The organism is Actinomycetospora succinea, assembly GCF_004363095.1.
In the GTDB taxonomy this organism is placed as follows: Bacteria; Actinomycetota; Actinomycetes; order Mycobacteriales; family Pseudonocardiaceae; genus Actinomycetospora; species Actinomycetospora succinea.
Genome location: NZ_SNYO01000011.1, coordinates 161,247 through 173,912, shown reverse-complemented (window position 1 = coordinate 173,912; position 12,666 = coordinate 161,247). Strand labels below are relative to the sequence as shown.

Below are 12,666 nucleotides of genomic sequence, written 5' to 3'. Positions count from 1 at the left end.
CGGGAGACCACTCCCGGATCCCGCCTCAGCGGGCACCCACCACCGTCGCGCGCGGACCGGACGAACCCGTCCAGTGGACGCGGACCGCCCCGTCACGGCCGGGGTCCACGATCGGGGACGGTGCCGGGCGGCCCGCGGCGTCGCCGGTGACGAGCAGCGTGGCCACGATCACGGGCTCGGTCCGGCTCGGGGTGACCTCCGCGCCGACGAACCAGCACGGCCGGCGCTGCTCGAGGCGCTCGGACCACCAGCCGAGGTCGCCCGCGTCCGCGTCGCCGCCGCGCAGCCGCCACCCGGCCGCGGGCGCCGAGGCCGACGTGACGATCCGCAGGACCGGCTCGCCGTCGCGGCGGGCGACGACGGTGCCGTCGCTGCTGTCGTCGATGCTCAGGTCCGGGTGCAGCGGCCAGGTGGTGCGGACCGCGGGCACGGGCTCGCCGCCCTCGCCGACGGGGGAGAGCACGTCGACGACGAGCACCACGTCGTCGTCCGGCGGGGCGTGGACGACGCGCCGGTGCACGACGGGGGCCTCGAGGCGCCGGTAGCCGTCGTGCTCGGCGTCCACGCGGCCCGTGTCGAGGTCGACGTCGTGGACGGCGACGGCGGCGTGCTCGGTCCACAGGAACGGTCCGCCCATCACCGACTGGTCGGCGTCGTCGACCGCGACCGTCGGGTGCGCGCGGGTGGAGCGGTGCGCGGTGCGCCAGTCGGGGTGGACGAAGTAGCTGCCGGTCCCCGGGTCGCCGACGAGGTCGTGCCCGTCGACGGCGACGCCCACGGCCAGCGCGTCCGCGTGCCCGTGCGCGGCGATCGACAGGTAGCCCAGCGGCCCGACGTCGACGAGCACCCGGCGTCGTCCGGAGCGCAGGATGGCGAGGCCGCCGTCCGGGGCGTACGCGGAGCCGGGCTCCCAGGTGGTGCCCGCGGTGTCGGTCCCGAGGCGCGCCGCGACCCACGCCGAGGTCAGGTCGCCCGTGCCCGCCCGGCGCGCGGCCGGCAGGCCCGTGAGGGCGGCGGCGAAGGCCAGGTGCGGGCGGACTTCGCGGGTCGGCGCGGGGTCGAGGCGCAGCGCGAAGCCCTCGTCGTCGTCGCCGGTGCGCGGGGTGGGGTCGCCGGTGCCGACGAGGTCGGCGAGGTGGCCCGCCGAGCGCCCGATCGCGGCGAGCAGCGTCCCGTCGGCCGCGGTGGGTGCGTGGCCCGGGTCGAGGCGGCGCAGCAGGGCGACGACGCCGAGGAGCTCGGCGGTGAAGACCTGGTAGCCGACGGCCTGCTCGGCGCCGACGCCGTCCGGGAGGATCTGGCGGCGGGCCTCGACGGCGAGCGCGGCGACGGCGTCGCGCTCCCAGCGGGCGGACGACGCGAGCTCGGGCAGGAGGATCCCGACGGCGGCGAGGCCGGCGAGCTCGCCGACGAGGTGGTTGTTGGCGGAGCTGTGCTTCGAGCGGTCGCGCCAGCAGCGCCGGGCGCCCGCGGCGAGCATGCGGACGGCGCGCCGGTAGCGCTCGGGCGTCAGCGCGGGGTGGTCGGCGAGGCCCTGCAGGGCGACGAGCACCGAGATCGCCCGCACGCCCACCTCGAACGCCCCGCGCCAGGCGATGCCGCGCCCGGGCGGGTTGGCGGCGATCCAGGCCTCGAGCTGGTCGAGGGCCTCGGTGCCGTAGCGCTCGTCGCCGGTGAACAGCCACGCCTGCGCGAGCCACGGCAGGTGCTGGAGGCGGTTGAGCTCCCAGATCCACTTGGGCTCGCCGTGCCCGGCGCGGTGGTTGATCGCGTGCGACGGGAGGGCGGGCCAGCGGACGTCGGCGAGCGGGTCGTACGACCAGTCGATCGCGCCGTCGTAGCGCGCCTCGGGATGGGCGAAGAACGTGAAGCGGTGCTCGAGCACGCGGTCGGCGGCGGCGAGCAGCTCCTTGACGGCCTCGGGGTGCGCGGCGGCCACGGCCGCGGCGCCGGCGCGGTCGAGGAGCACCGGGCGGGCGGAGCCGGCGCGGAAGTCGCCGAGCAGCGCCGCCCAGTCGGGGTCGGCGCGCCCGAGCAGCGTGGCGTCGTCGGGCTCGTGGTCACCGGTGACCCGGCGCGCGGCGGTGGCGCCGACGGTCAGCGCCCGGTCGGCCACCTCCCGCGGGCCCATCGAGCGCAGGCGCCGGGCGTACCAGGTGACCTTGGCCTGGGTCGAGGCGGCCAGGGAGCGCGAACCGGGCATGAGAGAACGGTAGGCCGCGAGTCCGTGTGACCCGGCGGCGGGCCCGGGCGCGACCCGGGAGCTACCGGCGCGCGACGGCCTCGACCATGTCCGTGAACGCGGCGGCCGTGTTCTCGATCGTGAACTCGGCGCTCGCGCGGTCCCGGGCGCGGCGGCCGAGGTCGGCGCGCAGCGCCGGGTCGTCGGCGAGGCGGGTCAGGCGCTCCGCGAGGGCGGCGGCGTCGCCGGACTCGACGAGGAAGCCGTCGACGCCGTCGGTGACCTGGTCGCGCAGCGCGCCGACGTCGGTGGCCACGACGGGCAGGCCCTGGGTCATCGCCTCGATCACCGAGATCGGGACGCCCTCGTGCACCGAGGACAGCGCGAACACGTCCCCGCCGGCCAGCAGCCGGGGCACGTCACGGCGCAGGCCGAGGAACGTGACGTTCTTCTCGAGCCCCTGGGCGGCGACGAGGGCCTCGAGCTCGCCGCGCCGGGCGCCGTCGCCGACGACGACCAGGCGCAGCTTCGGGTGCGCGGCGCGGGCGACCGCGTCGAGCATCACCTCGTGGGCCTTCTGCCGCGAGAGGCGCGCCACCATGAGCACGACGACGTCGTCGTCCTCGACGCCCAGCTCGGCGCGGACCTCCGCCCGGCGCCCCGGCGGCTCCGGCTCCGGCGCGGGGATGCCGTTGGGCACCAGGAACTCGCGGGCGCGGCTGCGCCACGACCGCCCCATGCCCTCCTCGTCGTGCAGGTACCGGCCCTGGCTCGGCGCCAGCAGCGCCAGCCCCGCACTGAGGAAGAGCGTCTCGACGACGTGGCGCGGCAAGACCCGGTTGCCGACGCGCGTGAGGTCCATGTCGTGCGCGGCGACCACGGACCGGGCGCCCGCGAGCACGGCCGCCAGCCGCGCCAGCGTCAGCGCCGCGCGGTGGTGGTGCGAGACGACGACGACGTCGGTGCCCCGCCGGCGGAAGTGGCGCGCGAGGCGCGGGACGCGTCCGATCCCGGCGCGGTCGAGCTTGCCGCCCCGCGGCAGCGTGACGACCCCGTCCGACACCGCGCGGAAGTCGTCGGCCAGGGGCCCGGCCTCGCGCAGGCAGACGACGTCGGTGACGACGCGGGCGGGGTCGAGGTGCGCGAACGTGTTCCGCAGGACGATCTCGGCGCCGCCGACCGCGGCGACGTCGAGGACGAGCGTGACCCGGATCGGGCCGGCGGCCTCAGCGCCCGGCCGCGAGCGCATCGGTCTCCCGCACGGGACGCCCGGCGGTCTCCTCGATGACGGCCTGCGCCCGGTCGATCGAGCGCTGCAGCGTGAACTCCTCGCGCACGCGCGCGCGCCCGGCGCGGCCCAGCGTCCGGGCCCGCTCGGGGTCGGAGAGCACGTCGAGGAACGCGCCGGCGAGGGCTTCGGGGTCCTCGCGCGGCACGACGCGCCCGGTGACGCCGTCGGCGACCATCTCCGGCACCCCGCCGACGTCGGTGCACACGACGGGCAGCGCGGCGCTCATCGCCTCGAGCACCGACATCGGGAAGCACTCGACGGTCTTCGAGGACAGCGTGAACACGTCGAAGACCCGCAGCAGGCGGGGCACGTCGTCGCGGTGGCCGAGGAAGAGGACCCGCTTGCGCAGGTCGAGCTCGTCGACGAGGGCCTCGAGGGCCGGGCGCTCGCGGCCGTCGCCGGCGAGCACCAGCTTCACGTCGTCGCGGGCGTCCGCGACCCGGCGGAAGGCGCGCAGCAGCGTCGCCTGGTCCTTCTCCGGGCGCATGACCGCGGCGGTGCCGATGACGAGCTCGTCGTCGGCGATGCCGAGCTCGTGGGCGAGCGCGGTGTCGCGGCCCGAGGGCTCGGGCGTGGTGAAGCCGAGGTCGGTGCCGTTGTGCACGATCCGGACCTTGTCGCGGTCGTGCCCGAGCTCGCCGGTGATGTAGCCGACCTGGGCGTGCGCGACGCCGTAGACGGCGTCCGTGACCTTCGCGAGCAGCCCGTCGACGGTGCGGCGCAGGCGCCCGTGCGGGGTCACGTCACCGCAGTTGTGCACCCACACCGCCAGGCGCGGGACCCCGGCCAGCACCCCGGCGACGCGGCCGATGGTCTCGGCGTTGAAGCCGCGCAGGATGACGACGTCGGGCCGCTCGCGGCGCAGGTGGCGCACGAGCTGGACCAGCATGCCGGGGATGTCGCGGCGGCTGCGGTGGAACTCGACGCCGGGCACGCCCGCGGCCTGCAGCTCCGTCCAGTTGGTGCCGAGCCCGCCGTCCTGCAGGCAGACCAGCGAGCCCGCGAAGCGGTCCTGGTCGAGGCCCGCGAGCAGCGTGGCCGCGTGGCGCTCGGCGCCGCCGACGGCGAGGGTGGGGACGACGAACAGCACCCGCAGCGGGCCCTCCGGCCGCACCGCACGACGGGGCCGCCTCACGGGCGGACCGTAGCGTCGATCATGGTGCGGAGAGTAGTCAACGGCCCGCCCTGCCTCCCCGCGCCGGGTGTCCGTTTCGGGCCAGCACCTCGTGGTAGAGCGACTCGATGCGCGCGGCGACCGCGTCGGCGGCGAACTCGGCCCGCGCCCGGGCCGCCCCGGCCTCGCCGAGGGCCCGCCGGCGGGGCTCGTTCCCGAGCAGCTCGCCGAGCGCGTCGGCCAGCGCCCCGGCGTCGTGCGGCGGCACGAGCAGGCCCTCGACGCCGTCGGTGACGAGCTCGGGGATGCCGCCGACCTCGGTGGCCAGCACCGCCAGCCCGCGCGACATGGCCTCGAGCACGACCATCGGCTGGCCCTCGTTCTCCGAGGGCAGGGCGAGGACGTCGGCGCTCGCGAGCAGCTCGGCCACCTGGTCGGTGGAGAGCCACTCGTGCACGGTCACCGAGTCGGCGACGCCGAGCTCGCGGGCCAGCGCGCGGGCGCGCTCGTGCTCGCCGTCGCCGGCCATCGTCAGGTGGCCGCCGGTGCCGCCGGACTCCTTCGCCCAGGCCTCGATCAGCGCGAACGCGCCCTTCTTGTCCCAGATGCGGCCGAGGAAGACGACGTGCGGCGCCGCGCCCGCGGGCCGGGTGGTCACCGGCGAGATCCGGACGGGGTTGGGCAGCGAGGTCAGGTGGGCGTCGGGCGCGATGGCCGCGAGCCGGGTGCGCATCAGCTCGCCGAGCGCGATGACGACGTCGGCGCGCGTCAGCGTCGCGGCGATGAACCGGCGCAGCGGGGCGGGCGCGCGGTCGTGGAAGAGGTGGAACCGCCCGGAGTGGACGTGCAGCACCACGGGGACGCCCAGCAGGTACGCGAGCCAGGCCATCGCGGCCTTGCGCACGAAGCTGCCCGCCGACGACATGTGGATGTGCACGAGGTCGGGGCGGCGCAGGAGCATCGTCGCGGTGTAGCGGGCGAGTCCCGAGGCGAACGCCAGCGCCTTGTCGCCCTTCGAGCCGTCGCGGTGGGTCGCCACGTGCCGCACGCCCCACCGCTCCCAGAGGCCGGTCGCGGCGAGCGTGCGCACGCAGGTGGCGATACCGCCCTGGGTCTGCGTGCTCGTGGAGACCCAGAGCACCCGGGGCGGGCGCGGACCGCTCACGGGGCGCCCACGAGGCCGCCGCGCGGCTTCTCCGAGCCCGCCTTCTCGCGCGGGTGCTCGTCGTACCAGGCCGAGACCTCGTCGGGCGTCATCCCGCCCGGCAGGCCGCTGCCCGCGGCACCGGGCCGGGCGACGTAGCGGCCCTCGCGGAACCGGTCGAGCTGACCGACGACCATGCCGGCGTAGAGGAACGGCATCATCGACGCGAAGTCCAGGAGGCGCAGGTCGACGGTGACGCCGTTGACCACGAGGACGACCATCGCCATGCCGCCGACCAGCGCCAGTGGGCGGCCGAGCAGCGTGTTCTCCGGCAGCTCCTGCATGGCCCGCCACAGCGACCAGAACACCGTGACGAGGATGCCGAGCCACAGCAGCAGGCCCGGGATCCCCAGTTCGGCGGCGATCCCCAGCTCGTTCTCGTGGGAGATGATGCCGAACCCGCGGTTCCAGTCGATCTCCTGGGACCACACGGTGTGCTCCCAGGTGTTGTAGACCTGGAACCGGCCGATGCCGATGCCGACGAACGGGTGCTCGGCCACCGCGCGCAGCGACGTGGCCATGATGTTGAGCCGGTCGTACACCTCGTTCGAGGAGCCGATGCCGCCCGCCGAGCGGTCGTCGGAGAAGAACGTCGCGGCGTTGGCGGCGACCCCCGCGAGCCCGAGCACGCCGGACACGACGAACGCCCGGCGCCAGTGCTTCGCGAAGACGACGCCCAGGCCCACCACCACGACCAGCGCGAGCAGCGCCGCTCGGGTGTGGGTGAGGTAGACCGAGTACGCGCACGCCCCGGCGAGGCCCCACAGGCCCCAGCGCAGCCAGCGCTTGAGCTCGGGGCGGGACGCCATGAACAGGCAGACCACGTACCCCATCGTGAGGATCATCCCGTTGACCACGGGCTGGTTGAACACGCCGTTGGCGCGGCCCTTCCAGTTGGGCGAGTCGACGATGTACGACGGCCACACCGCCCAGTCCGGGCCGTGGAACTGCATGATGCTGACCCAGGCCGAGTAGGCCGCCATCGCGATGGTGATCCACAGGACCCACTTCACCGCGTCCTCGGTGTCGAGGACGGCCTTGGCGACCACGTAGACCACCAGCGGCAGCAGCACGCCACTGAAGATCCAGCGCCACACGTCGATCTCGGCGCCGAGGATCGGGTCGATCGCGTCGTACTCGTGCGGCAGCCACATCGAGAGGACGTTCCAGACGATGTAGGTCGTCATCAGCCACTCGACGACGCCCAGCTTGGGGAGCTGCCGGGCGCGCTGGGCCACCGCGATCGCGAGGGCCAGCACCATCGCGTAGAAGCAGGGCGTCAGCGCCTCCGCCGAGACGAACTCCTTCTGCGGGGACCGCAGGAAGCTCGCCGCGAACACCAGCAGGAGGGCCAGGAGCGGGTTGCCGAGGGCGAGGAGCCCCACCCCGGCGGCCACCGCACCCCCCGCGAGCAGGACGCCGACGTCGCTCGGCGCGCTGACCGCGAGACCGAGGACGACGACGACCGCTACGGCGCCGACGACCAGGTCACGGCGCGAGGACCCGCGGAAGCGTCCCGTCAGCAGACTCACTCACTTCTCCGTGCGCAGGGTGACCGTGGGGGCGGAGAGACCGCCGGTGTGCGGGCCCGACGACACGTCGGAGGACTTCTTGTCACCGTCCTTCACGCCCGCACCGGCGCCGTTCGGGGCGGAGCTGCGCGTGAACCGCGCGACGCCCACCCGCTTCGCGCCGGGGGGCGAGCTCGGCGACGCCGAGGAGCCGTCCGCCTTGGCGGCGGGCTTCGCGGCCGGCTTGGCGGCCGGCTTGGCGGCCGGTGCCGTGCCGCCCATGCGCGCACCCGCCGAGCCCGCGGGGGCGGCGCTCGGGGCCGACGCGGACGGGCCGGCGCTGAGGTTCGCGCTGGGGTTGGCGCCGGGGTTGGCGCCGGGCTGCGGGCCGGTCGGCTTGGGGCCGGTGCCGCCGCCGGGGGTCGGCTTCGGGCTCGGCGACGGCTTGCCGCCGGTGCCGCGGCGCGTGTGGACGCTGACGCCCGGGGCCTCGGTGCCCGCCGGCGCGCCGGGAGCGCCCGGACCGGGCTGGGGCGCGCCGCCTGCGGGCTTCGGGGCGCTCGCCTGGCCGGCCTGGCCGCCCGGGGCCGGCTTGGCGCCGGGGCCCTGCTGGCTCTGCTGGCCCGACTGGCCAGGGGCCTGCGCACCGGGGGCCGAGCCGCCCTGCGGCGCACCGCCGGGCGAGGGCTTCGCGCCGGGGGCCGGCTTGGCCGACGGTGCCGGCTTGGCCGCACCCTGGGTGCCGGCCGATGCGCTCGAGCCGCTCGGGGCCGCACCGGACGGGCCGGCGGCGGGCTTGGCCGGACGGCTGCCCGAGGCCTGCTCCTGGCGCGGGGCCGCGCTGCCGTTGGTGCTCTGCGAGCCCTGACCGTTCGACGGCCCGGACGGCGCCGACGAGCCGCGGACCGGCGTGCCGTTGGACGGCTTGGCGCCGTTCACGGTCGCGCCGTTGGTGCCCTCGGCGGCCGCACCCGCGGCGGCACCGGCACCCATGGCGGCGCGGGCCTCCTCGAGCTTCTCGCGGGAGATCGGGGCGGTGCGGTCGGCCGGCGGGACCTGCGCGGGCCGCGCGGCCGGGGCCGGAGCGGGCGCGGGGCCGGCCGGACCGGCGGGGCGCGCCGGGGCCGGCACCGGGCCGGCGGGCAGGCGCGCGGGCGTCCAGTTGCGCTCGGCGAGGAAGCCCGGGTCGACGAGCTGGCCGGGGTTGCGGACCAGCACGACGCCGAGCGCGGTGCCGCCGGCGCGGGCCAGCGAGTCGAGCGCGTTCGTGGCGTCGCGGGAGCGGGTCTCGCCCTCCTCGACCACCAGCAGCGAGCGGTCGGCCGCGGAGCACACGACCTGGCCCTCGACGCTCTCGGCGGGCGGCGCGTCGATGATCACCAGGTCGGCGAGCACCGAGCCCTGCCCGAGCAGGCGGGAGACGTGCGAGCGGGAGTACAGCGCGAACAGGTCGTCGCGCTTGCTGCCGCGCGGCGAGACCAGCAGCGCCCGGCCGTTGGAGAACACCTTGCCGTCGATGCGGCTGTCGCCGCGCTCGGCGAGGAAGTCGGCGACACCGGACATCGACGCGAGCTCGGTGGACCCGCCGGCGTCGGACTCGAGGTCGGCCTGGACGAGCAGCGTCGTCTGGCCCTGCAGGGCGCGCAGACCGGCGAGGGCGACGGCGACGCGGGTCTTCGACGCGCGCGCCGTGACCGGGCCGGTGATCGCGAGCGAGCCCGGGGTCGGCATGCCGTGGGCGTTCGTGAGGCCCATCAGCGCCCGCAGCATCTCGTTGCGCGCGTTCTCGCCGGACTTGCGCTGCTTGCCGCCGACGACGGCGAGCACCTGCAGCCCGAGGCGGTCGCGGACCTCGCTGGGCGTGACGATCCGGTTCTCGAAGCGGCCCAGCGCCATCGCGAGCAGCGCGCCGAGCACGAGACCGCCGATCAGCGCGGCGCCGGCGTTGCGGGCCGCGTTGGTCGGGTTGGAGACGACACCGGCGTTGAGCTGGAGGTCCTGCAGCTGGTTGGTGCTGCGGCCCTGGATGTCGTTGATCTGCTCCTGCAGCCTGCTGATCTCACCCTGGTTGTTGACGCGCTGGGCGGCCGCGAGCTGCTGGTTGAGCGTGTTGAGCTGCTGCTGCTGGGCGTCGCCGCCGAGGCTCGAGTTGACGTCGTCGCGCAGGGCGACGGCCATCTTGGTGGCCGAGTCGGAGGCGACGTCGGGGCTGTCGGCGACGGCCTCGATGTACACGATCGGGCTGGCCGCGGCGATGCGGGCGTTAAGGCCGACGGAGTCGGGCACACCGGCGGTCTGGCGCAGCTGCTGCTGCGAGGACGCCTGGTTGAAGTAGTCGGCGTACCCCTGGGCGAGGACGGTGTCCTGCTCGGGAGCGCGGTCCTGGGACACGATGGTCAGCGCCGACCGGCCGGTGTAGGTCGATCCCTGCAGGAGCGATGCCCCCAGCGAGCCGGCCGCCGCCACGATGCCGATGACGAGGATCAGGACCCACCGGCGGCGGATGCGATCCCACTGGATCTGGAGCGGGCTCATGACGTGCCTTTCCTCCGGTCGTCGGCGTGTCGCCCCCTGAGGACGCCGGGGGGCATCCTACTGTGGTGGATCAAGGCGACCGCCGTGATGCGCCCGGCGACGGGCCCGCGCACGGGTCGCCGACGGAGCTGGTCATCGCTCAGCGTCCTGCTGGACGGGCCTGCGTGGCCGACTCGTACGCGGCCAGCAGTTCCTTCTCCGAGTTGGTCCAGGACAGCGGCCCGGACACGCGTTCCATACCGATCTCCCCCATCGCCTGGCGGCGACGCGGGTCGTCGAGGAGCTCGGACACGAGGCCCGCGAACTCGCCGACGTCGTTGGGTCGGGCGTAGACCGCCGCCTCACCGGCCGAGACCCTCGCCTCGACCAGGTCGAACGACACCACCGGCCGCCCCATCGCCATGTACTCCATGATCTTGTTCATGGTGGACACGTCGTTGAGCGGGTTGCGCGGGTCCGGCGCGAGGCAGACCGACGCGGTGGACAGATGGCGCAGCACGTCCTCGTCGGGGATGCGGCCGGTGAACGACACCCGGTCGTCGAGCCCGTAGGCGTGTGCGAGGGCGACGACGTCGTCGAAGGCGTCGCCGGTGCCCATGAACACCGCGTGCCAGTCGTCGCGGCGCTCGGCGAGGTCGGCCAGGGCGCGGATCGCGTAGTCGACCCCGTCCTGCGGGCCCATGACCCCGAGGTAGCAGAGGAGGTGCTCGCGGCCGCGGGCCAGCGCGGGCTCGGCCGGACGCATCGCGAAGCGCTCGACGGCCGGGGCGCTGCGCACCACGAACGTGTCCTCGACGGGCACCCGCCCGCGGCCGGTGGCCACGGCGCGGTAGCTCTCGTTGGTGGCGATCACCGTGTCCGCGGTGCGGTAGGTGCCCCACTCCAGCAGGCGCATCGCCCAGTACATCGAGTCCTTCTTCTCACGGAACCGCGAGAGGTAGAGCTCGGGGACGAGGTCGTGCTGGTCGAAGATGACCTTGGCGCCGCGCGCCTTCGCGCGCAGCGCGGGCAGGAAGAGCAGGTCCGGCGGGTTGCACAGGTGCACGACGTCGACCGGCGCGCGCTTCTGGATGCGCTTGATCAGCCGGTTGGTGTGCCACAGGGCGGTGCCGTACTCCTTGAGGTAGCCCTGCGGGCCGCCGGTCGCCGCCTCGAGCGGGTAGCGGTGGATCCGGACGCCGTCGATGACGATCTCGGTCTCGGTGTCCCGCTTCGTGCCGAGCGGGCAGATCACCTCGACCTCCCATCCGTGTCCGGTGAGGGTCTGGCACTCCTGCCAGACCCGCCGGTCGAAGGGGACCGAGAGGTTCTCGACGACGATCAGTGCTCTACCAGGCAAGGCCGACGTATCCCTCCTGTTGGCGACGCGACGCGGCGTCGGGGAGCCGGACGAGGTCGATCACCGGCACCGTGGTGCCGTGGCCGAGGGCAGCACGGACGTCCTCGTCCGCCTTGCCCACGACGAGGACCTCGGCGTGGTCGACCACGTCCGCCACGGTGTCGACGAGCAGGTCACGCAGGTGGGGCAGGTGGGCCTCGATGAAGGCCCGGTTGGCGCCGAGCAGCGCGGACTCGACGACCGCGGGGTCGTAGATGCGCAGGTCGTAGCCCTTGCCGAGCATCCGCTCGCAGAGCTCGACCAGCGGGCTCTCGCGCAGGTCGTCGGTGCCGCCCTTGAACGCGAGGCCGAACACCCCGACCCGGCGCTTGCCGGTGGCCGCGACGTGCTCGAACGCGCGCTGGATGTGCTCGTCGTTGGACGGCAGCACGTTCTCCAGGATCGGCACCCGGACGTCGTGGCGGCGCGCGGCGTGGACGAGCCCGCGCAGGTCCTTGGGCAGGCACGACCCGCCGAACGCGAAGCCCGGGCGCAGGTATGCCGGGCTGATGTTCAGCTTGGTGTCCGACAGGAAGATCTCCATGACGTCGTGGGAGTCGACGCCGAGCTCACGGGCCAGCGCGCCGATCTCGTTCGCGAAGCCGATCTTGAGGCCGTGGAACGTGTTGTCGACGTACTTCGTCATCTCGGCCACCGGCGGTTCGACCCGGAACTCCGGGGCGCCGAGGCCGGCGTAGAGCGACAGCACCGCGTCGCCGCTGACGGGGTCGAGCTCGCCGACCACCGTCTTGGGCGGGTCGTAGAAGTCCTTGACGCTCGAGCCCTCGCGCAGGAACTCGGGGTTCACCGCGACGCCGAAGTCCTGCCCGGCGACCAGGCCCGAGGCGTCCTCGAGGATCGGCACGAGCACGCCGAGGCAGGTGCCCGGCAGCATCGTCGAGCGGAACACCACGGTGTGGCGGCCGGCGTCCGTGTCGCGCGTGGCCAGGGCCTCGCCGATCTCGCGGGCCGCGCGCTGGAGGTAGGTGGTGTCGAGGCTGCCGTTGGGCGCCGACGGCGTCCCGACGCAGATGAGCGAGAGGTCGGTGCCGTGGATGGCGGCGGCGACGTCGTCGGTGACGGTGAGCCGGCCCGAGGCCACGACCTCGGCGACGATGTCGCCGATCCGCTCCTCGACCACGGGGGTGCGACCCTCGCCGATCATCGCGAGCTTGGCCGGGTTCACGTCGACGCCGATGACGTCGTGGCCCTCCGTGGCCAGGCACGCCGCGCTGACGGTGCCCACGTAACCGAGACCGAAGACACTGACCTTCATCGCAGGGAGTCCTCGCAGAAGGGTCGGGGTCGCGGCGGGCCGATGGGGAGCGAACCGCACGCCGGGCTGGAGCAACGGTACCGACGCCATTCGGCGCCACCGCCGTCGGGCAGCGCGCCGGGACGCGACACTGAGGATTCGCTCACCGATAGGAGGACGTCCGGGCGCCCCCGAG

Annotated in this window: 8 protein-coding genes; all 8 read right to left on the bottom strand. The window is 74.9% G+C overall.

Annotated features, from left to right (window positions below):
- Nucleotides 1–25 precede the first annotated feature (25 nt).
- The 8 genes from EV188_RS27105 to EV188_RS27070 all read right to left on the bottom strand — a co-directional run bounded on the left by EV188_RS27105 (nt 26) and on the right by EV188_RS27070 (nt 12,491).
- Nucleotides 26–2,203, bottom strand: a complete 2,178-nt coding sequence (locus tag EV188_RS27105; RefSeq protein WP_133829450.1) for a heparinase II/III family protein — start codon at nt 2,201–2,203, stop codon at nt 26–28.
- Between the two features lie 61 nt (nt 2,204–2,264).
- A complete protein-coding gene (locus EV188_RS27100; RefSeq protein ID WP_133829449.1) occupies nt 2,265–3,431 on the bottom strand; it encodes a glycosyltransferase in 1,167 nt (388 codons plus the stop codon).
- On the bottom strand, nt 3,409–4,608 hold the full coding sequence (locus EV188_RS27095; RefSeq protein ID WP_133829448.1) for a glycosyltransferase: 1,200 nt from the start codon (nt 4,606–4,608) through the stop codon (nt 3,409–3,411). The genes EV188_RS27100 and EV188_RS27095 overlap by 23 nt, the downstream gene beginning before the upstream one ends.
- Before the next feature lie 37 nt (nt 4,609–4,645).
- Nucleotides 4,646–5,752, bottom strand: a complete 1,107-nt coding sequence (locus tag EV188_RS27090; RefSeq protein WP_208114388.1) for a glycosyltransferase family 4 protein — start codon at nt 5,750–5,752, stop codon at nt 4,646–4,648.
- Nucleotides 5,749–7,323, bottom strand: coding sequence for an O-antigen ligase family protein (locus EV188_RS27085; RefSeq protein ID WP_133829447.1), 1,575 nt, complete (start codon nt 7,321–7,323; stop codon nt 5,749–5,751). Before EV188_RS27085 ends, EV188_RS27090 begins: the two co-directional genes overlap by 4 nt.
- The gene (locus tag EV188_RS27080; RefSeq protein ID WP_133829446.1) at nt 7,324–9,837 is read right to left on the bottom strand and encodes a hypothetical protein; all 2,514 of its coding nucleotides are present in this window, start codon (nt 9,835–9,837) and stop codon (nt 7,324–7,326) included.
- Nucleotides 9,838–9,976: 139 nt separating this feature from the next.
- Complete coding sequence (locus EV188_RS27075; RefSeq protein ID WP_133829445.1) at nt 9,977–11,176, bottom strand: glycosyltransferase family 4 protein; 1,200 nt, start codon at nt 11,174–11,176, stop codon at nt 9,977–9,979.
- Complete coding sequence (locus EV188_RS27070; RefSeq protein WP_133829444.1) at nt 11,166–12,491, bottom strand: nucleotide sugar dehydrogenase; 1,326 nt, start codon at nt 12,489–12,491, stop codon at nt 11,166–11,168. Before EV188_RS27070 ends, EV188_RS27075 begins: the two co-directional genes overlap by 11 nt.
- Between the last annotated feature and the right edge of the window lie 175 nt (nt 12,492–12,666).

What these genes read in the sequence shown, in the direction of transcription:
- EV188_RS27105 (WP_133829450.1), bottom strand. Translation starts at nt 2,203, where the DNA reads ATGCCCGGTTCGCGCTCCCTGGCCGCCTCGACCCAGGCCAAGGTCACC.
- EV188_RS27100 (WP_133829449.1), bottom strand. Translation starts at nt 3,431, where the DNA reads ATGCGCTCGCGGCCGGGCGCTGAGGCCGCCGGCCCGATCCGGGTCACG.
- EV188_RS27080 (WP_133829446.1), bottom strand. Translation starts at nt 9,837, where the DNA reads ATGAGCCCGCTCCAGATCCAGTGGGATCGCATCCGCCGCCGGTGGGTC.
- EV188_RS27070 (WP_133829444.1), bottom strand. Translation starts at nt 12,491, where the DNA reads ATGAAGGTCAGTGTCTTCGGTCTCGGTTACGTGGGCACCGTCAGCGCG.